Annotated in this window: 24 protein-coding genes and 1 other RNA gene; 10 read left to right on the top strand and 15 right to left on the bottom strand. The window is 59.8% G+C overall.

The window, feature by feature from the left end; genetic code table 11:
- Position 1 precedes the first annotated feature (1 nt).
- Complete coding sequence (locus BV106_RS15215; protein ID WP_081891766.1) at positions 2–2,470, top strand: Amuc_1098 family type IV pilus outer membrane protein; 2,469 nt, start codon at positions 2–4, stop codon at positions 2,468–2,470.
- A 52-nt stretch (positions 2,471–2,522) separates the two neighbouring features.
- Here BV106_RS15215 and BV106_RS15210 read toward each other — a convergent pair whose 3' ends face one another.
- The 3 genes from BV106_RS15210 to BV106_RS35645 form a co-directional block, all read right to left on the bottom strand.
- On the bottom strand, positions 2,523–2,960 hold the full coding sequence (locus BV106_RS15210; RefSeq protein WP_265595700.1) for a hypothetical protein: 438 nt from the start codon (positions 2,958–2,960) through the stop codon (positions 2,523–2,525).
- Positions 2,961–4,310: 1,350 nt separating this feature from the next.
- Positions 4,311–4,666: a transfer-messenger RNA gene (gene ssrA, locus BV106_RS36820) on the bottom strand.
- Positions 4,667–5,286: 620 nt separating this feature from the next.
- Complete coding sequence (locus tag BV106_RS35645) at positions 5,287–5,700, bottom strand: Rrf2 family transcriptional regulator (protein ID WP_050029745.1); 414 nt, start codon at positions 5,698–5,700, stop codon at positions 5,287–5,289.
- A 130-nt stretch (positions 5,701–5,830) separates the two neighbouring features.
- On the opposite strand from BV106_RS35645, the gene BV106_RS15195 reads away from it, so the two are divergent.
- Positions 5,831–7,216, top strand: coding sequence for a replication-associated recombination protein A (locus BV106_RS15195; RefSeq protein WP_265595699.1), 1,386 nt, complete (start codon positions 5,831–5,833; stop codon positions 7,214–7,216).
- 37 nt (positions 7,217–7,253) lie between these two features.
- Here the strand turns inward: BV106_RS15195 and BV106_RS15190 are convergent, their stop codons facing one another.
- The 3 genes from BV106_RS15190 to BV106_RS15180 form a co-directional block, all read right to left on the bottom strand.
- Positions 7,254–8,852, bottom strand: coding sequence for a hypothetical protein (locus tag BV106_RS15190; protein WP_038166059.1), 1,599 nt, complete (start codon positions 8,850–8,852; stop codon positions 7,254–7,256).
- Between the two features lie 132 nt (positions 8,853–8,984).
- On the bottom strand, positions 8,985–10,046 hold the full coding sequence (locus tag BV106_RS15185) for an agmatine deiminase family protein (RefSeq protein ID WP_038166057.1): 1,062 nt from the start codon (positions 10,044–10,046) through the stop codon (positions 8,985–8,987).
- A 332-nt stretch (positions 10,047–10,378) separates the two neighbouring features.
- Positions 10,379–11,248 carry a carbon-nitrogen hydrolase gene (locus BV106_RS15180; RefSeq protein WP_081891764.1) on the bottom strand — a complete coding sequence of 290 codons (870 nt, stop codon included), beginning with the start codon at positions 11,246–11,248 and terminating at the stop codon, positions 10,379–10,381.
- Positions 11,249–11,356: 108 nt separating this feature from the next.
- On the opposite strand from BV106_RS15180, the gene BV106_RS15175 reads away from it, so the two are divergent.
- From BV106_RS15175 to BV106_RS15165, 3 genes are all read left to right on the top strand, one after another.
- Entirely contained in the window at positions 11,357–13,120 is a 1,764-nt protein-coding gene (locus BV106_RS15175; RefSeq protein ID WP_038166052.1) for a glycine--tRNA ligase, read from the top strand.
- Positions 13,121–13,364: 244 nt separating this feature from the next.
- Complete coding sequence (locus tag BV106_RS15170; RefSeq protein WP_038166050.1) at positions 13,365–15,080, top strand: FMN-binding protein; 1,716 nt, start codon at positions 13,365–13,367, stop codon at positions 15,078–15,080.
- Positions 15,081–15,200: 120 nt separating this feature from the next.
- Positions 15,201–16,166 carry an FAD:protein FMN transferase gene (locus tag BV106_RS15165; RefSeq protein ID WP_051945901.1) on the top strand — a complete coding sequence of 322 codons (966 nt, stop codon included), beginning with the start codon at positions 15,201–15,203 and terminating at the stop codon, positions 16,164–16,166.
- A gap of 4 nt (positions 16,167–16,170) precedes the next feature.
- Here BV106_RS15165 and BV106_RS15160 read toward each other — a convergent pair whose 3' ends face one another.
- The 5 genes from BV106_RS15160 to BV106_RS15140 form a co-directional block, all read right to left on the bottom strand.
- Entirely contained in the window at positions 16,171–16,851 is a 681-nt protein-coding gene (locus BV106_RS15160) for a hypothetical protein (protein WP_038166048.1), read from the bottom strand.
- Positions 16,852–17,132: 281 nt separating this feature from the next.
- Complete coding sequence (locus BV106_RS15155; protein ID WP_038166046.1) at positions 17,133–17,543, bottom strand: DUF4279 domain-containing protein; 411 nt, start codon at positions 17,541–17,543, stop codon at positions 17,133–17,135.
- Between the two features lie 7 nt (positions 17,544–17,550).
- Entirely contained in the window at positions 17,551–17,922 is a 372-nt protein-coding gene (locus tag BV106_RS15150) for a hypothetical protein (RefSeq protein ID WP_265593462.1), read from the bottom strand.
- 57 nt (positions 17,923–17,979) lie between these two features.
- Positions 17,980–18,414 (bottom strand): SRPBCC family protein, encoded by a 435-nt coding sequence (locus tag BV106_RS15145; RefSeq protein ID WP_038166043.1) that lies wholly within the window; start codon positions 18,412–18,414, stop codon positions 17,980–17,982.
- Positions 18,415–18,565: 151 nt separating this feature from the next.
- On the bottom strand, positions 18,566–19,489 hold the full coding sequence (locus BV106_RS15140) for a LysR family transcriptional regulator (protein WP_038166040.1): 924 nt from the start codon (positions 19,487–19,489) through the stop codon (positions 18,566–18,568).
- A gap of 72 nt (positions 19,490–19,561) precedes the next feature.
- Between BV106_RS15140 and BV106_RS15135 the strand changes: the two genes are divergently transcribed.
- Positions 19,562–20,359 carry an SDR family oxidoreductase gene (locus tag BV106_RS15135; RefSeq protein ID WP_051945900.1) on the top strand — a complete coding sequence of 266 codons (798 nt, stop codon included), beginning with the start codon at positions 19,562–19,564 and terminating at the stop codon, positions 20,357–20,359.
- Between the two features lie 92 nt (positions 20,360–20,451).
- Here the strand turns inward: BV106_RS15135 and BV106_RS15130 are convergent, their stop codons facing one another.
- The 4 genes from BV106_RS15130 to BV106_RS15115 form a co-directional block, all read right to left on the bottom strand.
- Positions 20,452–20,973, bottom strand: coding sequence for a hypothetical protein (locus tag BV106_RS15130; RefSeq protein ID WP_038166038.1), 522 nt, complete (start codon positions 20,971–20,973; stop codon positions 20,452–20,454).
- Positions 20,974–20,978: 5 nt separating this feature from the next.
- The gene (locus tag BV106_RS15125; RefSeq protein ID WP_265595698.1) at positions 20,979–21,320 is read right to left on the bottom strand and encodes a hypothetical protein; all 342 of its coding nucleotides are present in this window, start codon (positions 21,318–21,320) and stop codon (positions 20,979–20,981) included.
- A 33-nt stretch (positions 21,321–21,353) separates the two neighbouring features.
- Complete coding sequence (locus BV106_RS15120) at positions 21,354–21,758, bottom strand: VOC family protein (protein ID WP_038166034.1); 405 nt, start codon at positions 21,756–21,758, stop codon at positions 21,354–21,356.
- Positions 21,759–21,964: 206 nt separating this feature from the next.
- Positions 21,965–22,273, bottom strand: coding sequence for a hypothetical protein (locus BV106_RS15115; RefSeq protein WP_265595697.1), 309 nt, complete (start codon positions 22,271–22,273; stop codon positions 21,965–21,967).
- Positions 22,274–22,412: 139 nt separating this feature from the next.
- On the opposite strand from BV106_RS15115, the gene BV106_RS15110 reads away from it, so the two are divergent.
- From BV106_RS15110 to BV106_RS15095, 4 genes are all read left to right on the top strand, one after another.
- The gene (locus BV106_RS15110) at positions 22,413–22,775 is read left to right on the top strand and encodes a metalloregulator ArsR/SmtB family transcription factor (protein ID WP_038166032.1); all 363 of its coding nucleotides are present in this window, start codon (positions 22,413–22,415) and stop codon (positions 22,773–22,775) included.
- Positions 22,759–23,247, top strand: coding sequence for an SRPBCC domain-containing protein (locus tag BV106_RS35640; protein ID WP_265595696.1), 489 nt, complete (start codon positions 22,759–22,761; stop codon positions 23,245–23,247). Before BV106_RS15110 ends, BV106_RS35640 begins: the two co-directional genes overlap by 17 nt.
- A gap of 178 nt (positions 23,248–23,425) precedes the next feature.
- The gene (locus tag BV106_RS15100; protein ID WP_038166030.1) at positions 23,426–24,277 is read left to right on the top strand and encodes a DUF899 domain-containing protein; all 852 of its coding nucleotides are present in this window, start codon (positions 23,426–23,428) and stop codon (positions 24,275–24,277) included.
- Positions 24,274–24,585 carry a hypothetical protein gene (locus tag BV106_RS15095; RefSeq protein WP_051945897.1) on the top strand — a complete coding sequence of 104 codons (312 nt, stop codon included), beginning with the start codon at positions 24,274–24,276 and terminating at the stop codon, positions 24,583–24,585. The genes BV106_RS15100 and BV106_RS15095 overlap by 4 nt, the downstream gene beginning before the upstream one ends.
- The last annotated feature ends 119 nt before the right edge of the window (positions 24,586–24,704 follow it).

The raw sequence follows: 24,704 nt of genomic DNA, 5'->3' as shown, positions 1-24,704 counted from the left end.
CATGAATCCCGCCCTCATCTTTTGTCACACTTCCGTGCTATGCTGCTGCGCCCTGGCACCCGCCATGGCCGGCTCCCCCAATGCGGCTGGAGGAGTCTCCAGTCTCGCAGAACGCGAACTCGCCCGGCGTATGCAGCGCGAGACCGAGGCCCGGGAATGCCTGACAAGGGGGGATGCGCTCATGAAAGACGCGGACTGCGAGGCCGCCGCCCGGGAGTATCAGGCAGCCATCGACCTTCTTCCTGATGCACCTAGAACCCAGGCGCTCAGGGAGGAAGCAATGGCCCGCTACGGAGATGCCGCTGTGTGCCTCGCCCGGGAGCGCGCCAAGAACGGACGCTACGCAGAGGCACGAGCCCTGCTGGAAGGGGTGTTGAAACTCAGCGCCCCTTCCGAGTCCGCGCGAAAGCTCCTCGCCGATCTCGATGATCCCGCCCGCTACGAGCCTGCACTCACACCAGAGCACGTCAAGAACGTGGCCCAGGTGGAGACGACGCTACAGATGGGATACAGCTACTACAACATTGGCGACTACGATGCCGCCATCCGCACTTTCCAAGAGGCACTCCGCATCGACAAGTACAACGCGGCAGCGCGGCGTGGCATGGAGCGCGCCGAGCAGAAGCGGGCCGAGTACTATGACACTGCCCGCGATCATCAACGCGCCAAGATGCTGAATGCGGTGAATGCCGGTTGGGAGGACCAGGTTCCTGCGGCGGTGACCTCCACCGTGACCGATGCCTACACCGGCGGCCCCGATGCCTCCCGCTACTACACGGAGAAGATGCAGCGCATCATCTTCCCCGCTGTGCAATTCCAAGGCGCCAGCATTGATGAAGCCATCGAGTTCATGCGCATCAAGAGCCGCGACTACGACACCGTGGAGCGCGACCCCAGCCGCAGAGGCGTAAACCTGATCCTCAAGGCAGGTGCATCCCCCTCCACCTCGCAAATCAGCCTGGATCTCAAAGACGTGCCCATGGTCGAGGCGCTTCGGTACATCACCGAACTCGCGGGCATGAAGTACAAGATCGAGCCTTATGCCGTGGTGGTGGTGCCCTTGTCAGATGTAGGCACTGAACAATACACCCGCACCTTCAAAGTGCCGCCATCCTTCCTGAGCCTGGGACAAGACAGTTCTGCGGCTGCTCCTGCTGCGGCGGATCCCTTTGCCAGCGGCGGCACCTCCGCTGCGGCGGCCACGCTCAAGCCCAAGGCGACAGCTCTGGAGATCCTCCGCAACAACGGCATCAACTTCCCCGAAGGCTCTTCCGCCACCTTCGTGGCCGCCACTTCCCAGCTCATTGTGCGCAACACCCAGCCCAATCTGGACCAGGTGGAAGCCTTTGTAGAGGGACTCACCAAGGCCGTGCCACAGCAGATCTACATCACCACCAAGTTCGTGGAAGTGAGCCAGAAGAATACCGATGAACTCGGCTTTGACTGGCTGCTGGGGCAGTTTGACATTGGCGGCAGGACCTTCGCTTCCGGCGGCACCGCGGCTACCTCCAGCAATTACTCCTTCACCCAGGACGGCACAGCGATCGGCGGCTACTCCGTTACTTCCGGGAACCGCTCTGGCAGCTCCGCCATCGCCGCCGATTCGATCGATGGCCTCATCTCCGGACAGAGCCAGGCCTCCAGCGTGGCTCCGGGCATCTTCACCCTTGCCGGTGTGTTCACCGATCCCCAGTTCCAGGTCACCATCCGGGCGCTCAGCCAGAAGAAGGGCGTGGATCTCATGAGCGCCCCCAGCGTGACCACCCGCTCTGGTCAGCGCGCCACCGTGGAGGTCATCCGTGAATTCATCTATCCCACGGAGTTCGATCCACCGCAGATCCCCCAGAACTTTGGCGCAACCAGCACCTCATCCACCACCGGCACTTCCTCCACCTCATCGTTCCCCGTCACCCCCACCACGCCCACCGCGTTTGAGATGCGCCCCGTCGGCGTCCGCCTGGAGGTGGATCCCGTGATTGGCCCGGATGGTTATACCATCGATCTCAATCTCGCCCCGGAGGTAACGGAGTTTGAAGGCTTCATCAACTATGGCAGCCCCATCAACACCGCTTCGACCGATGCGCTGGGCAACCCCACCACAGTGACGCTTACGGAGAACAAGATCGAGCAACCCGTCTTCTCCACCCGCAAGGTCACTACCGCCGTTACCGTGTGGGATGGCCAGACCGTGGCCATGGGAGGCCTCATTCGCGAGGATGTCCAGGATGTGGAGGACAAGGTGCCGATCCTCGGCGACCTCCCCTTTCTGGGGCGCCTGTTTCAGAGCAAGGCCGAAGATCACTTCAAGCGCAACCTCATGATCTTCGTGACTGCCAAGCTGATTGATCCCTCCGGCGAACCTGTCCGCAAACCCGCGCCTGCCCCCACAGCGCCCGTGTCTGGCGGAGCGAGCACCCCTCCCGTCAGCCTGGATGGCGGCCCGGGACTGCTGCCCGCGGTGAACCCGTGAGAGAGCAAAGGGTGCGGTGGGTCAGCAGGAGTCTCTGGCCCACCGCATTTCCTCATTTAACGCACTTCATCTTGGTCCTGATTGCCAAGAGCAATTCTGCCAAGGGAGCAGTGCCCTCATTCCAGACTCGTATCACGTCTGGATAAATCATCACCGCATCTCTCGGCACCTCCGGAGTAGGAATGACCACACGCCAATGTGGCCATTTCTTCTTCAGCTCCCTTTGCACGAACTCTATAAGATGCTCGCCTAGCAGCTCCGGCTTGTTCACTTCCAAGTACTGGGTCCGATCTCCAAAGAAGTCCCATCGAAAGTAGCAATCACCCTCACAGTGCCCTTGCCTTTTAAGCCACCTTTCGAGAGCGCGATCCATCTTCTCCACGCAATCCTCGAACTCATTTCCATCGGGAAGAGTGCCATCTGCGGCGTGGACCCACATTCCCACGCTTTCCCATGCTGCAGGAGTTCCTGTCACCGGAGGCTTGTTCATCAGATGCGATTAGTTCACTTGGCTTGAAAACACAAACTACAACTTCAGCTCGAAGAACCGCTGTAATCGATCTCGATGTTGAGGATTGCAGTCTGCAGCGTTGCAAATTCCGGGCATGCTACACAACTCCACGCGCCTCACAGGCAGCAGCCACCAGGGTCAATGCTGCGACACAATAGCCTCATTAAGCGCAACAATCACACGATCGATGAAGGGCCAGTGATAGTGCTCCAAGGCTTGCACTTCCCCACTGGAAGTGACTAGAATAACCGCGAAAACTGGCCTCTGCTTAAACAACCAGCAAACACATGCAGCAGTCGCGAGCCCCGCACAAATGACAAGCTCAATAGCACCCAATGCAAAGGTAAGCGTCGCCACTGCAGTACAGAAAAAAAGGCAAACCGCCGGTGTAGTGCGTTTAGGCGGATACTTGACAGGCCTTACTGAAGTGACGTTTCGCACAGCGTATGTCTGTCCTCCCACAATGAATCTTGCATTGGTCACGGTAACCGCATTTTGCTCGAACAGGACGTGTTCCATCTGGTGCTCAGAATATGAGCATTCGCGTCTCTTGGCCAGCTATTCATGCTGCACTTTTTCCTCCGCAGCTGCCCCCCCTTGCCCAGCATTCAAATGTTCAAGGAAGGACCTCTACTTCCCCTGCCAAACTGGCACAATCTGCAGCCCTTTGAATTCCACCTCATTGTAGATGAACTTAATTTTGCAATCAGGCACGTTGGGACCTTCAAGACAAAATAGATCCGCTGAAGGATGGCCGGCAATTCTAAACAAGCATGATCGGATGCGTGAGGTCACAGTACTCACCTTGAGGCCTGTCAGGGCAACCTCGCTTCAGGCTCGTCAACGTTGGACTTGTAGCCACATCCTCTTCGAGGAACAGCTTTAGACTGAACAGATTCCTTGGCGCTACCCCAGACGCGCGCGATTGTCAGTTCTCTGGACGTCCACAACTACGGGTGAACTGGACGGTTCGAAATCAAATACCAGTAGGTGAGAATTGATGCGCGAGTCCGACTCAATCCCCGAAGGGCATTTGTAGCACAGCCCAACGTTGGACGAGCTTCCAGCAAGTCAACGTTGGGCAATGTATGGACAGTATCCTCAACGCTGAAAGCGTTGTGTAGATGCTCTCGCCGCCAAGGATCCTTTGCTGCCCGTACCGGATGTCCGGCCCCAAGAGCACGTTCGCAGCCGATTAACACTTCTGTCTCCCGGTTAGGGACGAACTCGGCGGAATTGCTCGAGTGTTCTGGAAGGCATCCTGATCGCGTGCAACTTTCCCAGAACCACCGCCACACTCCCTACTTAGGCGAGTGGCTGATATTCACTTGGTGGAGGCGAGGGGAGTTGAACCCCTGTCCGAACCACCTTCCATGAAAGCGTCTCCATGCTCAGGCAATAATTTGATCTCGATGTCCAGTCTCCTACTGCCAGGATACCGTCCACCCAGCGGCCTGTAGATCTCGCCTCGGAGCCGGTCGCCCGCCCTTTTGGCCAGCCTGTAAGTAGTCGCCCCTCCAATTCACAGACTTCACTGGAGGAACGTCACCGTCAATTAAGCGGCGAGGGCAAGCTCGTTAGAGTTCGCATTTAGTTTGTTTGATCCGAATTGGTAACGCGGCCAACGAATCATCCGCGGCATGCAGCCTCCACTTCTAGCAATCCGTCGAAACCAGAACGCCCCCAAGTGAAAGTCACTGACCGATCATAACGCCATGTGACAGAAAAGCAAGGGGATACGGAAACTTCACACATTTCCCCATCTCAATGCTCCTCTCCAGGGCGTAGCCCGTCTCAACCAGCCCGCTTTGCTCATGGGCGTCAGATTGAGGGCCAAAATCCGATTCGTGACGGTGATCCGGTATTTCTGATGGCGCAATCCCCACGCCGACGGCGTGATACAAAACAGTCCCGCAGTCGCGGGATCAGAACGCGAAGCGGTCGCCACCCCGGGCATCTATGCGAGAGCATTGGAACTCCAAGGGAGTTCTACAGACCGCCCAGATCACCCAGAGACGACTGTCCTGCATGCGATAGACATCTTTGGGGTGCGGTCGCAGTTTGTAGAACTCACTTCGGAGTTCCGGTCCCCCGCCCATGTACCCAGGGTGGCGGCTCGTGCCTCGCCTTACCCTGGGCTAATTTGTACGACGCCCTTGGCGTCAGAGCACCCGCTTGCAACAACGGCGGCACCCATCTTCCCTGACTGCGCGTCTTCCAGGGCGTAGCCCGTCTCAACCAACGAAGTGTCTCAACAGGCCGCTTGCGGCCCCCTCAACCAGCCCGGAACGGGCGTCTCAACTCCCTAAATATCGAAGCTCACCGCTCCACGCAGTTGCTCCCGCTGCATCACGTCCGCGAGCGTCATCTTCGTGAGCCAGGCCTGCATTTCGCCCTGGAGCTCCTGGAAAGCGGAGGTCAAACCTGGTGAAAGGGAGTTGCCATCTGGCAGGAGCTCGATCGGCCCATCCACGAGCTCAAGAATCTCTCCGACGGTGATCCGGGTGGCGGGGCGCACCAGCTGGTAGCCCCCACCGGCTCCGCGGCGACTGTGCATGATGCCCCCCTTGCGAAGAATGAGGAGAATCTGCTCAAGGAACTTCAGGGGAATACGCTCTTCTTCCGCCAGACTCTGGATGGAGAAGATCGTGCCCGTGGCGCTGCGGCTCATGGCCAGCACCGCTCGCAGGGCGTATTCGGCTTTCTTCGAAATTTTCACTTCCCGTCGTTAGCGCCGACGAGGACACATTTCAAGATTCCCTATTAATTTTGTCTGGATTTTCTCGCGGGCGAGACGGCCTGCTTTGCCGTTGCCCTCCCCTGCCCCGTGGGCGATGTTTTCGATTCCGATGGCCGACTTTTTCAACCCCGAAGACGACGAACCCCCTCGCAAAGTTCGCGGCCAGATGCCGACGAAGGGCAAGCCCGTCTTCTCCCGTCACGCGCCGCTGGCCGCCCGCATGCGGCCCCGGTCCATGGATGAGTACGTGGGGCAGGAGCACATCCTGGGGGAGGGCAAGCTCCTCCGGCGAGCAATCATGGCGGACCGCTTCTCCTCCCTCATCTTCTACGGGCCTCCTGGCGTGGGCAAGACCACCCTGGCCACCATCATCTCCAACGAGACGCACTCCCGCTTCGTCACCTTGAGTGGAGTGGAGAGCAACGTGGCTGAGATCCGCATGGTCGCAGACGCGGCAGAGAAGGAAGAGCGTCTCAACGGCATCGGCACCGTGCTCTTCGTCGATGAGATCCACCGCTTCAACAAGTCCCAGCAGGACGTGCTGCTCCCCCATCTGGAGCGCGGATCCCTGCGGTTCATCGGGGCCACCACGCACAACCCCTTCTTCTACATAAACAGCCCGCTCGTGAGCCGGTCCCAGGTGTTTACCCTCGAACCTCTCACGGTCGAGCACCTGGAGCGGCTCATCGACCAGGCCATTGCCGACGAGGAGCGCGGACTCGGCAAGCTGCATGTGGAGATCACTCCCGAGGCGAAACGTCACCTCGCCGTGGTCTGCGATGGCGACGGTCGCAAGTGCCTGAATGCCCTAGAGCTCGCCGCCCTCACCACCCCAGCCGGGGCCGAGGGCAAGGTGCACATTCACTTGGCTGTGGCCGAGGAGTCCGTGCAGCAGAAGACCGTCGTGTACGATGGCGACGGCGATGCGCACTACGACACCATCAGCGCCTTCATCAAGTCCATCCGCGGCTCCGATCCCGACGCCGCCATCTACTGGCTGGCCAAGATGCTCTATGCGGGCGAGGACATCCGTTTCCTTTGCCGCCGCCTCGTCATCTCCGCCAGCGAGGACATCGGCATGGCCGACTCCAACGGCCTACGCGTGGCTGTAGCCGCCCAACATGCCGCCGAGTTCATTGGCATGCCCGAGGCGGCTCACATCCTCGCCCACTGTACCGTCTACCTCGCCACCGCCCCCAAGAGCAACCGCACCACCGTCGCCATAGGCAAGGCTATGGACGATGTCAAAAACGGCCGCACCCTCCCCGTCCCCAAGCACCTGCGTGACGGTCACTACAAAGGAGCCAAGCAGTTCGGCCACGGCGAAGGTTACAAGTACAGCCACGATTACGAAGGCGGCTACGTCCCCCAGTCCTACCTGCCCGAAGGCGAAGGCCGCATCTACTACATGCCCAGTGACAACGGCATGGAAGCCCGCGTGCGAGAAAGACTGGAGTACTGGCGGAAACAGTTCGAGGAGTCGAGAAAAGGCTGAGGACAGAGCTGCCTCAGAGCGACCCTCACGCAGCCTCTCAACTTCCCGGCTTGAGAGGAGTCAGCGCCTCTGGATCGATCCATCCATCGCCGTCCAGGAAGCGCTCCGCCACGAGCCACACCAGAATCTTCGCGCGCTCATACCTCCGGTTCCGCCACCAGGTATCCAGCGCGACACCGTTGCCACCAGCGGCAACGGCGGTCAGGCACACCGGCTGCTGAAGTGCTTTGGCCAGATGGGCGGCAAATCCACCTTTTACCTCTTTGGCAACGTCGAGATTGGAGTCTCCGATCACATGAATCGGACAATTTCCGTCGTCGAACTCAAGACACGCCGCAGCCTTTTCATCCGCTGCCGTGAGTCCATGACGCAAGGCCAAGACCGGCCCTGTCTCAACCCGGAGCGACTTGACCGCTGGCAAAGTAGAAATGTCGCCAGCATTGGAGAACACATCACAGCGCTCAGAAATGCCCAATGACTCCTTCACGCGTGGTGCCACCTCTGGATGAAACTCCTGCAAGTAGGAGGCGACGGCCTCTCCTGCAAGCTTGGCTCCTGTAGGCGACCAATGCGAGTCATTCACCAGCGAGACCGGGTACCGCTTGTTTTCAAACTCGGCATAGCGTTGTTTGCGCAGCACTGCGGTGAGGTCCACGGTTTCCACTCCGTCTTCACGCAGGGTCTTCAGCAATCCCAGCGTCGCCCCATTGGGAGCCGGAGCCGGATTCTCCAGCCCTCGATCCACTCCGGCGGCAACGTCTTCAAACAAACTCGCCGCCTGAGGCACCGGGGCAAAAATCACCGTGATCCCTTTCTCCGCCAAAAAACGGGAGACGTCGCGGACAGAGCGCCGGGGTGAACCGCGGTCCAATCTCATGATCCGGGCGTCCGGTGCAGGGCGATAGACACCCCACGTATTCCCATAAAAAAAGAAGGACTTCATCTGCCCGCCAATCTCCACCTCAATAGGTGAGCGGACGACCGACTCGACGAATTGACCCGCGAAGACGTTCTCCCGCGGAGTCGCCAGAAGCTTCAGCAACGCATCATCGTGTTCATACGATTTCGCCCAGTACAGGGGCAGCGTGACGTCTTTCAGATCATCCACCATCGGCCTGCGCCTCAAGGATTCCGGTTGCTCATCAAAAGGCTCCAGCTGAAGCCGGAATCTCATGCCAGGCAGCATCCATGAGGCCTCCGTCCTCTTCTTCCCATTACAGGCCTCGAACACCACCTGATAACGCTCCGAAGGATCCTCAGGCGTTCCAATGAACTCCACCTTTGTAAGCCAGTCCGGGTACACCTGGGTCGTAAAGTCTGGCAGCCCCGAGATTTTGGCCACCTGACAGGGATACTTGCTCAGACTTTCGGCCCGCTGGGCCACCGCCTGGATCATCAGTGCACTAGGAGGCGGCTGGGATTTTTCCCTCTGCAGGCCCAATTGGCGCAGCGCCATCTTCACCCACTTGCTGGTCTGCTTTTCATCATCCCGCTTCGCGTCCTCAAAAAGCCGGCGCTCTGCGGCGTCCGCCTTTCGCTGGACCCGCATTCCCGCATAGAAGCCCGTCACCACGAATGCTCCTGCAACGAAGCCAAAGAAGATCTTGTTAAACACGGTCAATTGGAAAGCACCCATCTGATTATATACACGTCCCAAGAAAAAATCTCAGGACGAAGGCCCAGCATGCTGCCCGGGAGTATTTGCCAGCACGCAGCAACCGGACCAAGGAGCAAGCTTCCCAGCCCAAACGACCGCTAGCGCGGCCATCTATCGCGGCTGCTGTTGGGAAATGCAATGCAGTGCCCCACCTTCGAACACGATGTCCGAGGACTCGATGCCAATCACCTCGCGACCGGGGAAGCACTCGCGGATGAAGCCCAGGGCGTGATCATCGCGCTTGCCTTGATCAAACACCGGCACGAGCACGCCGCCGTTCACAATCAGGAAGTTCGCATAGCTGCCGGGCAGGCGATCCAGCCGCCAGCCCACCTTGGGCACCAGAGGCTCGGGCATCTCCAGCGTTAATACCTCGACCTTTCCGCCCTTGGTCGTGCGCAGATCCGCCAGCTTCTCGCGGTTCTCTTCCAGAATCCGGTAGTTGGCATCGCTCTGGCGTTTCTCCACCATGGTCAGCACCACATCCTCACGCACGAAGCGGGTGATGTCATCGATGTGCCCATCGGTGTCATCCCCTTCGATGCCTTCACGCAGCCAGAAGATGCTGCTGATGCCGAGGTGACGCTTGATCTCTGCCTCGATCTCCTTGCGCGACCACTCATGGTTGCGATTCTTGTTCAGCAAGACCGCCTCCGTGGTGAGGAGCACGCCTTCACCGTTCACCTCAATGGAGCCGCCTTCCAGGATCATGGGCGAGGAGAAACGCGGCAGGTCCAGCGCCTTGGCCACCCGCTCCGGCACCTCGTTGTCCAGATTCCACGGCGGGAACTTGCCGCCCCAGGCGTTGAACTGCCAGTCCGTCAGCGCCAGCTTGCCCGTCTCCTTGTGCTTCACAAAGATGGGTCCGTGGTCCCGGCACCACACGTCATTGGTCGGGTGCTCATAGAGCTCCACCTTGGACATGTCGCCCTTCTGCGCCTCAATCGCGGCCCAGATGCGCTTGTGCCAGTCTCCCGCCGCATTGATCCGCACCGGCTCGAACTTCGTGATTGCCGCAGCAATCTCCCCGAACTTCGCCTGCAGCACCTCATGCGTCTCCGGCGCACTGTCACGATTCGCCGGCCAGGAAAGCCACACCGCCTCCTGCGGTGCCCACTCGGCAGGCATGTAGTAGTTCTCGCTTGAATCAAGGGTAGCGTTGCTGGCAGACATCGTCCCCCTTCCAAAGCGAGAATCAGGCTCGACTCAATCCCTTTCTGTTGGCAACCTCGCCACATACCATCCCCGCTGGGGAAGGTAGTTGAGACGCTGCGCTGGTTGAGACACTTCGTTGGTTGAGGGGCCCGCAAGCGGGCCGTTAAGACGCCCGCTTCGCAGGCTGGAGGAAGCATGGTTCCAAATACTCCCCCTCCCAACGTGGCCCGAATCAGGAAACCCCAATTCCGTAAATTCTGTTAATTCTGTCCAAACCCTTCCCCCAAGACTCCGGACCCATCTTGTTAATCTGCCCGAAATCTTGTTAATCCTGTCTCTAGAAAGCAGCCTCAATCGCGATCGCGCCACCGCTTGGTCACGTCCTCGTAGCTATCAATGCGCCGATCGCGGAAGAACGGCCAGATGCGGCGGAAGTCCTCCACAGCCTTCAGGTCGCAGGGCACGATGAGCACTTCCTCCTTGTCTGAGGACGCCTTGCCGACGAACTCGCCGTACGGGCTGGCCACGAAGGACTGGCCCCAGAATTCCGTCTCTTCCTCGGTCCCCACGCGGTTCACTGCGGCGAGGTAGCAGCCATTGGCCACGGCGTGGCCACGCTGGACCGTCTCCCAGGCGCAATGCTGGGAGGTGCCCAGCGAGTCTTTTTCGGACTTCAGCCAGCCGATCGCGGTGGGGTAGAAGAGGATCTGCGCTCCGGCCATGGCCGTGAGTCGGGCTGCCTCCGGGTACCACTGGTCCCAGCACACGAGCACGCCGATGCGTCCGAATTTCGTGTCCCAGACCCGGTAGCCGAGGTCACCAGGGGTGAAGTAGAATTTCTCGTTGAAGCCCGGATCTTCGGGGATGTGCATCTTCCGGTACTTGCCCAGGTAGGTGCCGTCCGCGTCGATGATCGCCGCCGTGTTGTGGTACAGGCCGGGGGCGCGTTTTTCGAAAAGGGAGGCGATGATCACCACCCCCAGCTCCTTGGCCAGGGCCTGGCACTGCGCGGTGGTGTCGCCCGGCACATCTTCCGCCAGATCAAAGAGATCCGTGTCCTCGCGCTTGCAGAAATAGGGGGTCAAAAACAGCTCCTGCAGGCACACGATGTTCGCGCCCTTCGCGGCCGCGTCCCGGATCAGTTGCAGGGTGCGGCGCAGGTTGTCCGCCTTGTCATCCGTGGCGTGGGTTTGGATCAGTCCGAGATTTACGATGCTCATTGTCATTGAACTGTACGGATTTGGCGGGCGCTGCAAGCAAACAAAAGCCCGTTTGCTTTTCCCCCGAAAGGTGGCTTCTTCGCGGTCCCTTTCAACCCAGACCCCAGCATGTCCACCGACAAGAAAGACACGTCCTCCATGGAAAAGCTCGTCAGTCTCTGCAAGCGCAGAGGCTTCATCTACCAGTCGAGCGAGATCTACGGTGGTATCGGCGGCTTCTGGGACTACGGTCCGCTCGGAGCCGAGCTCAAGCGCAACCTGCGCGACACCTGGTGGCGCGCCATGACCCGCGAGCGTGAAGACGTGGTGGGCCTGGACGCGACCATCATCATGCACCCGCAAATCTGGAAGGCCAGTGGTCACGTGGACACCTTCACGGACCCCATGGCGGACTGCCTGCTCACGAAGAAGCGCTTCCGTGCCGACCACGTGGATCTCCAGAGCGGCATGGTGTACCACTTCACCGGCGCAACCGGTGAGGAAGGCACCAAGAGTGACGTACCCTTCGCAGTGCTCACCCCCTTCGGCAAGCCCCGTGAATCCGCCCTGAAAGTGGCGAAGCTCTTCTACGAATCCCGCGGTGTGAAGACGCCTGAGCCGACCGGCGGCGAGCAGGGCGAGAAGGTGGAAAACACCCGTGCCTACAATCCCGAGAACGGTGCCCAGCTCACGGAGCCACGCCCGTTCAACCTCATGTTCAAGACCTACGTGGGCCCGACCGCCACGGAGAAGGACGTGGCATACCTGCGCCCGGAGACCGCTCAGGCGATCTTTGCCCAGTTCCGCAACGTGGTGGACTCCTCCCGCGTGAAGGTGCCCTTCGGCATCTGCCAGATCGGCAAGGCCTTCCGCAACGAGGTGACGCCGAAGAACTTCACCTTCCGCTCCCGCGAGTTCGAGCAAATGGAGCTCGAGTTCTTCATCAAGCCGGACGAGGCCGTGGAAATCCTGGCTGGCTCCGTGGTCACGTGGTCAGAAGGTGCCGACCTCTCCGCACCGCAGCCCAACTGGGGCTGGGACATGTGGCACCGCTACTGGGTGAGCCAGCGCGTGGAGTACTACAACTCCATCGGCCTGGGCACGGATGTGCTGGACTACTACTGGCAGGGTCCGGACGACCTCGCCCACTACGCCCGTGCGTGTGTGGACATCCTCTTCAAGTTCCCCTTCGGCACCGAGGAGCTGGAAGGCATCGCCGCCCGTGGCGACTTCGATCTCAGCCAGCACCAGAAGCACAGCGGCAAGCCCCAGGAGTTCTTCGACGACGAACTCAAGGTGGCCGCCGCCAAGCTTACCGACGAGCAGAAGGAAGCCCTCATCCAGAAGCGCATCGCCTTCGAGGCCGCCAAGACCAAGGGCACCCCTCTCACGGAGGCCGAAGTCCGCGCCTGGTTCGACCGCCTCTTCAAGGGCTTCTACGTCCCACACGTCATCGAGCCGTCTGCTGGTCTCGACCGCCTTGCTCTCGCCGTGCTGGCCCAGGCCTTCACAGAAGAAGAGAAAGCCGACGTCAACGGCAAGACGGAAGTGCGCACCATCATGCGTCTCCATCCGCGCATCGCCCCCATCAAGGTAGGCGTGTTCCCGCTGCTGAAGAATAAGCCGGAACTCGTGGGCAAGGCCCGTGAAGTGTACGACCTGCTCAAGAAGCACATGAACTGCTTCTATGACGAGACTGCCGCCATCGGCCGCCGCTACGCCCGCCAGGACGAAGCCGGCACCCCCTTCGGCGTCACGATCGACTTCGAGACCCTCGGCGAGAAAGGCGACGAGTTCAAAGACACCGTCACCGTGCGCGAGCGCGACAGCAACGCCCAGGAGCGCGTGAAAATCAGCGATCTCCTCGGCTGGCTGCTTCAGCGCCTGAGCTAGTTCTGGTTAAACCACAGAGGCGCAGAGAACACAGAGGGGGATCAAAACTTCAAGGTTCAACCTTCAAACTTCAAGGGAGGCTCCATCAGCCTCCCTTGCCCTCTCCTGTGAATCTTCTAAAAATCTTGTTAATCCTGTCTAAGATCAGTCTCTGAGCACTCTGTGTCTCGGTGGTTAAATCCGTATTTGTCAGTCCAATTCACTCCCTGGCATGCGTTTTTAGTCTTCCACCAAGACCAGAGCCATGTCCTCCTCCCGCCTCACTCCGCTGCTGATCCGGCTCTACCGCGTGGGGGTGCTGGCCATCATCGTCTGGCTGCTGCACAACCAGCACCAGTGGATGAAGGCGCAGCGGGAGGCCACCGTGCCGGTCTCCAAGGTGAAGGACTTCTTCCCGGGCGCGGTCTCCATGGGCCCGCGGGATCCGGAGACGGGCGTGCAGCAGGTGCTCAGTGAATCCGGCAGCGTGCTCGGCATGGTCACCCAGACCGCCCCGCTCTCAGACAAGATTCTGGGCTACGCCGGCCCTACCAACAGCCTCATCGTCTGTGATGCGCAGAAGAAGGTCATCGGCCTCCGCATCCTGCACAGCGATGACACCCCGGACCACCTGGCAGAGATCATCCGTCACCGGCCGTTCTTCGAGGCCTTCAAAGGGCTGAAGCTGGGCGATCACGACGCGCAGCTCAAGGTGGATGCCGTGAGCGGGGCCACCCTCACCAGCACTGCGATAGCCGATGGCGTGCGCCGCCGTCTGGGTCAGGAGGGCAAGTCCCTGAGATTCCCCCAGGAAATTACTTTGGAGGAGGTGAAGCCGCTCATTGAGGGTGCAGCATCCCTCCGCCCCTTGGCGGAGCGCGCTGGCATCCTGGAAGTGCTGGATGAGAAAGGCACCCGCATCGCCCACGTCACGCGCACCTCCCCTTCTGCGGATACGATCATCGGCTACAAGGGCCCCACTGACACCCTCGTCATGCTGGATGCCGCCGGGGAGAAGGTCACCGGCATCCGACTGCGGAAGAGCTTCGATACCAAGGACTATGTGGGCTATGTCACGGACGACAGCTATTTCCTGAATCTCTTCAATGGCAAGACGCTGGACGAACTGGGCAAGATCGACTTCGCCCAGTCCCACATCGAAGGGGTATCTGGAGCCACCGAGACCAGCTGGTCCGTAGCGGAGGGTTTGAAGAAACGCGCCGCCGTGCTGAGCGCCCCCCGCCCTCAGGCCACCGATGCGTTCTCCAGCATCTCCATGAAGGCGGCCGACTGGGGTCTGCTGGCGGTGTTGGTGCTTTCCGCGATCCTCACCTTCTCCCCCTGGCGTGGGAAGAAATGGCTGCGCTGGTTGCATCATGCCGTGCTCATCGGCTATGCAGGTGCCTTCAGCGGGGCCATGCTTTCGCAGGGACTGCTCGTGGGCTGGGCTCGTCACGGCGCACCCTGGCAGACGGCCCCCATGCTGGTGCTGCTGGCCGCGCTGGCGCTCTCCATCCCCGTCTTCTTCCGTCGTCAGTTTTACTGCCACCACTACTGCCCTCATGGCACGCTCCAGATGGTGCTGGCCAATCGACTCGGCACCAAGGTGCGCTTTCACATCCCGCCCAATGTAGGCCGCTGGCTGGAGCGCATCCCCTGGACGCTTCTGGTGGCCGTGGTCATCATCTCCATGCTGGGGCTGAATGTGAACTTAAACGCCCTGGAGCCCTTCGATGCCTGGCTCATCCGCGTGGCCGGCTGGGGCACCCTCACCGTCGCCATTGTTGGCCTCGTCGCCTCCCTCTTCATTCCCATGGCCTATTGCAAGTACGGGTGCCCCACCGGAGCCCTGTTCAAGTTCCTCCGCTACGCCGGTCATGGCGATGGCTTCGGCAAGCGCGACATTGCTGCCTTGGTTCTCGTAGCCCTCGCTGCAGTGCTCCTCTGGCAACGAGCGCACATCCTGCCGTTCCTTCAGTAATCCTCACACAAAGGCACGAAGGCACAAAGAAATGACTCCGTAGCGTTGCCGACTGGAGCAGTGAGGCATTTCAAACCTTTGTGCCTTCGTGCCTTTGTGTGAGAATAAATCCATCTGCCCATGACCACCAAGCCTTGCCTCATCCTCCTGGCCTTTGTGTTGTCACTGACTGCCTGTCGCGACCGCGGCCCGCAGGTAGTCCATGCAGAAGGTCGCACCATGGGCACCACCTGGAGCATCCAACTGGTCTTGCCCGCTGGCCAGACGCTCGACAGCCAGCCTGCCGATTTCATTCAAGGCAGACTCGATGAACTGGAATCCCTTTTCACCAACTGGAAGCCCGACTCCCCAGTCTCCAGGTTCAACCAGTCAAGCAACACTGACTGGCAGACCGTGCCAAAGGAACTCGCCGAAGTGGTGACGCAGGCCCAGAAACTCAGTCAGGAGACCGGTGGAGCCTTCGACATCACTCTGAGCCCGCTCATTGATCTCTGGGGCTTTGGAGCCAAAGGCCGTCGTGACACGCCGCCGGATGAAGCCGCCATCATCCAGGCCCAGAGCCAGTGTGGCTGGCAACGGTTGGAGGTAAAACTCAATCCTCCCCAGCTCCGGAAAACGCACCCTGATCTTCAGATCAACGTCTCCGCCCTGGTTGAAGGCTACGCCGCAGACGACATCGTGCGCAAGCTGGAGGCTGCAGGATATCGTGACTTCCTTCTTGATGTCGGTGGCGAGTTGGTCGCCCGGGGGAACAAGGCCGATGGCACCCCGTGGCAAGTGGGCATACAGCAACCTGACGCGGTGAAAGGCGAGGCCATGCTCCGCATGCCGCTGGTGAATCAAGCCCTGTCCACCTCCGGCACCTACCGCCAGTACTATGAAACAGGCGGGCACCGCTATGCGCATGTACTGGATGGCCGCACCGGTCGCCCGGTCACGCATCGCGCCGTATCCGTCTCCGTGGTCGCAGACACCTGTTTTCAGGCCGACTCCTGGTCCACCGCCCTGCTTGCACTAGGCCCCAAGGAGGGAACAACCCTGGCCAAGCGCCTTGGGCTGCATGCGTTTTATCTTGAGGAAAAGTGATCGTTCAAAAAACCGGATAGTCCGCTAGTGGCGTTTCCGACTTCGGCACCATCCAGTCTTCACGCAGCTCAAAGACATCCTCGGCAATGCGCCAGCAGCCATAAGGCAACTTGGCCCGCAGATAGTAGGTGCCACTGCCCTCTCCAAACAGGTTTCCAGCCACTTCGCGCTGCTCAGAGAGAATCACTGCACGCCACCGCGAGGCCTCCGTCACCACGCCCTCACTCCAGCCGACCTCGACGATGGGGGCAGCCACCTTGGACATGGGTGAGGGACGCTGTAAGCAGAACGTCGCAATCAACCACCGGCCGTCCTTGTATGTGGTGGCAAACCGGATCCCGAGCAGATGATAGTTCCTCGCAGCCAGGGCGCCAGTTGCCGCTTCCAGCGGGAGGCCCAGTAACCCCGTCAGCGCCCAGTAGTCTGTGTCCACGGACTTGAGACGGTCCAGACAACGTCCGGCCCATTCTGCGGAGGTCTGGTCGTCAGTACGCCATTCCTTCCACCACGGCTCCAGGCTATTGGAGAGCAGCCCCACCTCGTGCATCGCCCCGACGAGGTTGATGCGAGCATCCAACGAGGTCTCATCCGCCATCAACATGGAAATGGCCGCCGCCACTTGCCAATGGCCCTTCTCAGCGGACTTTTTCTGAAGGGCTTTGAGTTTGCTCAAGGTGGAAGGCATGATGCAAAATGGGTTTTTCCAATCTCACACCAAAGGATCGGGATTGGGAATCACAAAATACCCTTCCAAGTACGGGAGGGGATACTGCCATTGAACCTCCCAACTTCTGGCATCCCTTCAGGATGCATGGCGGGGGCGGGACTACCAGGGGTGTTCGGTCGCTCTGCTCCCTCGACCCCTGGCTACCATCTATGATGCCTTCAGCATCAATTTCCCATTACGCCCGCACGAACAAGGTTCATGAGTCAACACGAGAAAGATGACGCACTGACGCACGCACCTCACCCTCGATAGCAATCGACATCGATAGAGGCTCCGGTTGCAGCCAGAAAGCGAATCACCCGCTGGGAAAACCCCACAATGGGAAGAGAAACGTCCTCTGCCTCAGGAAGGTACAGTACCACCTCAAGCACGGCGTCGCCACCGTGGGCGTCGATCATTCCTCGAAGCGCTTCCTGGTGCGGCTCCAACTTCTCCACCACTTTCTCGGCAAGCATGTAGGCGTCAATCAGAGGGTCGTAAGTGGAGACTTCAGCATAGCGCAAAATGGAAATCCGGGGCACTTCGTGCTCCGGATTTTGAGAGTGCTTCGCGATGCACTCATCAGGCTGAATTGGAATAGCTCGTGAGGCTTCCAACGGATCGAAGTCCCCTTTAAATCCAAAATAGGCGTAGGCCGTCGGATCAGACATTGGAACCTCATTCACGCATCTTCCACTTTTCGGCTAACTGAGGAAACCACTCCGGCACCTCGTCATCTGCCACCCGGCGACAGTGGAACGTCTTGCCACGATTGGCAAACCACAACTCATCCCCTTCCCACCGAAAGCTGATCACCAAGCCTTCAGAGCCTATTCTTGTGCGGATGCGAAATTCAGTTGGGGACTCTACTTCAAAAAGTAGAAAGGCGAAGAGGGGCAGCGCAGGACGGTGGGCATTGTAAATCGCCTCGAAAGCCTGCCCGTGATCTCCGAACCACATGTAAGAGAGCCTGGCATCATCCCCACCATCGGGATAGCACCATGCACCCAGCAGCGACGTGGTGATGGAGCCGACGTCACATGGTTTCATGGCCTGGCTCTCCGGCTCCATCAGCTTTTTGTCCTGAGCACAGCAGAAGCGACGAACTTACTTGCTGCTCTCGGCGTGCGCCTTGAAGCGGTCCAGGATGCTCTGCCATCCAGCGCGCTGCATCTCGATCGGGAAAGTGTTCTCGGGTTTGAAGGTCTCGGTCACCACCGTGCCGTCGCCGTCCTCCTTGAACTCCACCCGCACGCCGCGCGCTTCTTCCCCCTCTCCCATACGGAAGGCCAGGAGGGCATTGGGCTCCACCTCGGTATAGGTAGCGGAGAAATCAAACCCCATGCTGCCGTCGCGGGCTTCCATGCGGCTGTTCAACTCCCCGCCCACGCGAACATCGTTCGAGGCCCGGGGGCAGCACCAGTCGTCCGATGCGGCATTCCACTGCACGATATGATCGGGGTTGGTCCAGCACTCCCAGACTTTCGCCACAGGCGCTTCGACACGAGTTGCTACGGTGATGTATTCGACTTCGGAACTCATAGGTGCGCCATTGAAGCGAGGTCAAACGGGTCTGGCAAGCCTGCATTGCCACCACAGCAAATTACCCATTGCCAACAATTGAAATCATCCGTCTGCACAGACGGCAAGGGCGGACCTCAATCAACCTGTACATCTTGCTTCCTCGAACTCCTCACCCAATGGCTCCTTCACCCCCTTTGGAGAAATACTTCACCGCAAAATCAATGAACGCGCTCACCCGAACGGGCAGCAGGCGATGCCCGGCATAGATCACGTGGACAGAGAGCTCTTCAGGCTTCCAGTCGGGAAGCACTTGCACGAGGTTCCCCTCCCTGAGATCGCTCTCGATCATCCATCGTGGCAGCACCGTCACGCCCACTCCAGAAAGAGCCGCCTCCCGACAGCTTGTCACCCCTTCTGAGGTGAAGACCGGATTGATGGGCAAGGTGTGTGTCTTGCCCGATCGGCCTTGCAGGGCCAGCTCCCGTGCGTTCCAGAACTGGGCTCCCGCCAGCGCAATCCAGGGCCAGGGCGTCAGATCGTCCGGCTTCTTGGCCGGCGGCTGCCGTTTCACCAGCGCGGGTGCTGCAGCCAGGATCAAGGAGAAGGCCCCCACTCGACGTGCGATGACGCTTTCATCCGTCACCTTGCCGGGCAAGACGCCCACATCCGCGCCCTCCTGGATCATGTGCAGAGGACGGTTCGTCAGCGCCAGGGAGACACTCACCTTGGGATGAGCCAGGAGAAACTGACTGATCATCCGGGTCGCCCCAAACTGGCCGAAATCGATCGTCGCAAAGAGCCTCAAGTGTCCGGACAGCGTCGTGTGACTTTCCCGCAATCGCTTATCAGCCGCCTCCACCTGCGCCAGCAAGGCATGAGCATCAGCCAACACGCGATGTCCCGCCTCCGTCAGGCTCATCTGATGCGTGTCCCGCCTCAGCAGAGCCATGCCGCAGCGCTCTTCCAGGGTCTTGAGCTGCCGGCTCAAGGAGGGCTGGGTGATGCGAAGTCGTCGCGCCCCGGCAGAGATGCTCCCGCATTCCACAATGCTGATGAAGGCGCGAAGCAGCGAGAGGTCTTCGAAGGCGGTCATGCAAAAAGTGTATAGCTGATAGAGACACGCCGTGGCTACCGATTTTCCGTCGTCGTGGCATGCTGGTGCCGTATGAAAAACCAAACATCCAGCAGCAACGGCACCAGTGGGAAACTCAGAATCGTCGTCCTCGGCGGCACCGGCTTGATCGGCACCAAGGTGGTGAGCAACCTCCGTCTCCTGGGCCACGAAGTCATCCCCGCCTCCCCTTCCCTCGGCATCAACGCCGTGACGGGTGAAGGGCTCCAGGAAGCCCTGGTCGGCACCCAGGTCGTGGTGGACGTGTCAAACTCACCCTCCTTTGAGGACAAAGCGGTCATGGAGTTCTTCGAGAGCTCCAACCGCAATCTCGCCGCCGCAGAAGTGGCCGCCGGGGTGAAGCATCATGTGGCCCTTTCCGTGGTCGGCACCGAGCGGCTGCTCGCCAGCGGTTACTTCCGCGCGAAGATGGTTCAGGAAACCATGATCAAGGCCTCTCCGATTCCTTACACCATCGTCCGCGCCACCCAGTTCTTTGAGTTCGTCGGCAGCATCGCCCAGGCCGCCACATCAGGCGAGACCGTGCGCCTTTCCACGGCACTGATGCAGCCCATCTTCTCCGGCGATGTCGCCCAGGCCGTGGCAGAGGCGGCCGTGGCGGAGCCGCTCAACGGCACCTTTGACCTTGCCGGACCAGAAGCCAAACCGATCACCGAAATTGTTCAAGCCTACCTGCAGGCGCATCAGGACGCCCGCACCGTCATTGCCGACGATGCCGCCGGTTACTTCGGCACGCCCGTGAATGATCAGAGCCTGACTCCGGGTGCCAATCCTCACCTGGGCACCACCTCCTTTGCCGACTGGCTGAGCCGCACGGCACCAGGCCGCTGAGGTGATGGCAGTTGGGCCGCACGCATCCCTTGCCCGAAGGCTGCGGCCCATTTCAATTCACCCCTCCGGGAAAGAGTCCAGGATCGGGTGGATCACCTTTTTCCCCGCGGCTCGGAATCAGTGTCAATGAGGACATGTACGCCGGATGCATGGGCACCAAGCACCACCACCCTCTTGTATCCCACCCCCTTCATCTGGCTGACCACCTCGCTCAAGCGGTCCTGGACAACTACTTTCTCATTCCACATGATCGACTTGTCGAACCTCACCACCACGAATTCCTTGTGCCGTTCCGCGCTGAGGAAGTCCTTAATTTCATCGAACTTGTACCTCACTGGGAATCGGATGCCATTTTCCACCTTGCCCAGCCCGAGATCAAAATCCCTGGCAAAGTCAACATTCAGCACCCGGTCAGCCTTCCTCTCGGCCTCAAAGACCCGCATGCCTGCGCCCGAGGTCCCGTCTTCAGATATCACCGGATAGAACCCTGGCGCGAGAGGTTCGGCAAACAAAGCAGCCCCTTGGAAAAGCAACATCAGCATCAGTCCCAATAGGCTCGTGCCCCGGGGAACTACCAACAGCGAAACGCGCCGCACCCTCTGCCTGATGATCATAGGTTTTAGCATGGTTTAGATCGGAAGGAGTACAAATTCAGCCGGTCCGGCAAGAGGCCCTGGGCTCGCGCCCACGCCGTTGCACAGAGATAGCGCCGCTGCATCTTATGCCAGACTGGAATGCACGCCAGGTGGGTGACGATCAGCAATACACAAATGGCCATGACCCAATGGCTTTTTGCCATGAAGACCCAAGGCAACGGAATCGAAAGGCTCACAGCTACCCACAGGCCATACAAGGCAGCCCGGGCCGCAGCCCCGGCCTTTTCAGCTTCCGTCATGTGTGCGCAAATCTCACGCACAGCAGCAGATTGAAACGGAGCCCAGGTGAGGGAGTCGGATTTCATGGAGAAAGATTCAACGTGCTACAGCGCAGATTTCTATTTCGGTTCCAGCAGATCCCACAGATTGCCATACAGATCCTTGAACACCGCCACGGTGCCGTACACCTCTTCTTTGGGCGGCCTTACAAACTCGATGCCCTGTGTTTGGAACCGCTCGTAGTCACGCCAGAAGTCATCCGTGTAGAGGAACAGAAACACCCGCCCTCCCGTTTGATTGCCTATGTGCAATTCCTGCTCCGGGGCCGAAGCGCGGGCCAGCAGCAAGCCGCATCCTTTGGACCCTGGAGGCGCGATCACCACCCAGCGCTTGTTCTGCTCTGGTACCGGCTTGTCTTCGATGAGCTCAAAGCCAAGCTTGCCGACGAAGAAGTCCAAGGCCTCATCATAGTCGCGCACCACCAGCGAGACCAGGCCTAGGGATTGTCGAACGGTTGAAGTCATAGCCGTAAAAAGGAGCGCGCACCACATTCACGCCGTCGCGACATCCGTCAAGATCAGGTCAGATTGCCGCGACGCCTTCGACACCAGAATTGAAATGCAAAACAGACAACTGGATACTGAGGGCCAAGGGACCTGCTTCATACCAGCTTTGGGAGACGCCCCAGGTTTACAGAAACAACAACCTGCTTGGGGCTGCAAGCCCGACCTCAATCAGGAGGCACCATCGCCGCAGTGACTTGATAAGGCTCACCGCCGCCCACCGGGAACGTGTACGGCAGCTTCACTCTCGCCGTGGGCGCCTTGTAGCAGGCGACGAACAGGTCCCCCACCCGGAAGAAAGATTGGTCTCCGATACTCCCCACGTAGCGCGGTGTTCCGCTGAACCCCTTGATCGCAGCCATCCAGAGCTGATACCGGTCATCCGACGCGGTGAGCAGAAAGGCGCGGGATTGCCTGTAGGCAGAGACGCCCAGCCCCGCTCCCACCACCACAATCAATGCCAGTATCCAAAGCATCCTGCGCATCGGAAAAGCTCCCCGAAGCCGCCAAAAACGTCAATGCTCGAATACTCCAAAGTCCCTGCAATCAAATCCTCAACCAAATAGTTGAATATTATCCTTGCCGTTTCCGCCCAACCAAGCAATATATAACCATATGGTTGAATATAGCTCAGAACTGCTTGACCGGACCTTCGGTGCCCTTGCGGACCCGACCCGTCGGCAGATGCTGGCCCAGCTTTCTGCTGGAGAGACCTGTGTCACCGATCTGGCGCGTCCTCACGCCATGTCGCTGGCGGCAGTCTCCAAGCACCTCGGCGTCCTGGAAAAAGCCGGGCTCGTGAAGCGGCAACGCAACGGGCGGGTGCACTCCCTCACACTGGAACCCAAGCCCATGCAAGACGCTCAAGCCTGGCTGGATCAATACCGGAAGTTCTGGGATGCCAACCTGGACAGCTTCGCCACTTACCTGGAAAAACTACAAAAGAAGGAGACCCAACAAGATGATGCAGACCAATGAATTGCAGAAGCCGGACAATGCAACCTTGATCCTTCGCCGGGTCTTGAATGCCCCGCAGGAGCTCGCGTTTAAGGTCTGGACCTCACCGGAGCACATCCAGTTCTGGATGAAGCCCGAGCCCGGGATGACCACCCGGTCGGCCAAGTTGGATCTCCGCGTGGGCGGCCGCTTCCGCATCCAGATGCAGGATGAAGATGGCGAGTACTTCACCGCCGCCGGCGTGTTCCAGGAAGTGACGCCGCCGGGAAAACTCGTCTACACTTGGGACTGGGAGAAAGACGGCAGTGGGGACGAGTTTGGCGAGCTGGAAGGCAACACCACCGAGATCACCGTGGAGTTCATCCCACGTGGCGCGCAGACGGAAATGTTCTTCACGCACACCCGCTTCGCCACCACGGAGAGCCGCGACAACCACGCACGTGGTTGGGGTCGCATCATCGATACCCTCGCAGACTATCTGGAGAAACAGTAGCAGCCCCTGCTGCCACACTTCTCTGAAGATTTTTCAGGCACGCTTGTCCGGGCGCTGACCGCTCGTTCGTCGTGCCTGTGAGACACGCATCATCACCAGAAACGGGCAGGCCCCTCTGGAAAGGGACCGTCATGCCCACAAACAAGCCAAGCAAAGCAAACAAACAAACAGAAGCACCATGAGCACCAACGCCACATTGGACAGACCCGCATCCAGCAGCCAGCAACCGCAGCACCGCATCGTCTCACAAGACGAATGGATCGCCGCCCGCAAAGAGCTGCTGAAGAAGGAAAAAGAATCGACCCGGCTCCTCGACGAACTGGGCGAGCGACGCCGCAAACTCCCGTGGGTGAAGGTGACGAAGAACTACGTCTTCGACGGACCCGAGGGTCAGGTCTCCCTGGCGGACCTCTTTGCCGGCCACAGCCAGCTCGTCATCTACCACTTCATGTTCGGCCCCGACTGGCAGGAGGGATGCCCGAGCTGCTCGTACGTCTCAGATCACAACGATGCGGCCCTGCCCCACCTGGCGGCACGCGATGTCACCCTGGTGACCGTGTCTCACGCTCCGTTTGCCAAGCTCGACGCCTTCAAGAAACGCATGGGCTGGCACTTCAACTGGGTTTCAGCCCACAACACTGACTTCAACCAGGACTTCCACGTCTCCTTCACCGCTGAGGAGGCCGCAGGAAAGGTGCACTACAACTACACGGAGCAGGAGTTCCCCAGCCAGGAGGCCCCGGGTCTCAGCGTCTTCTACAAAGACGCGAACGGCGACATCTTCCACACATACTCCACCTACGGTCGGGGTCTTGACCAGCTCCTCGGCACCTACCGCATCCTCGATCTGGTTCCGAAGGGCCGCGACGAAGACGACCTGCCCTTTGCGATGGACTGGGTTCGCTACCATGACCGCTATGAGGCAAGCCAGCAGGAGTTTGCCGACTCCGACAAGCCCTACTGGCCGGAGATCGCCACCGGCTCCACCCGCGCCACTGGCTGTGGCTGCGCAACCCCATCCCAGGCGTGAAAGCCTCACCCTGTTGCAGCCGGGGAAAAGCCCCGGCTCAAGGGCCCCTGCGCTCTGCCTCCAAGTGGGGACGCGGTGGCGAGATCGCCGGCTGGCTGTTGCCTACGGCCACTCTGGCCCTCATTCCCAAGTGCCCCGCCTGTGTGGCGGGGTATGTGGCTCTCGCCACCGGCATTGGCATCACCCTGCCCACCGCCAGCTTCGTTCGAGGCAGCCTGATCGCCCTTTGCCTGGTTTCTTTGGCGATTCTGGCGGTCAGGAGGGTTCGGCGATTGAATGCGGCCAGAGCGGCAGTGAGCCGTCAGTGAAAGCCGCGCCCTGACTATTTAACATTGGTCTGACATACGGCACGGCGGGCCTGCATAGCCTATGGAGGCTGAGAACTGAGAAGCTCTTCCTCGAAGAGGATAGGGCTACAAGCCCGACG

This window comes from Verrucomicrobium sp. BvORR106 (assembly GCF_000739655.1).
In the GTDB taxonomy this organism is placed as follows: Bacteria; Verrucomicrobiota; Verrucomicrobiia; order Verrucomicrobiales; family Verrucomicrobiaceae; genus Verrucomicrobium.
Note: the sequence above shows the minus strand (reverse complement) of the source record. Positions and strands in the feature narration are given on the sequence as shown.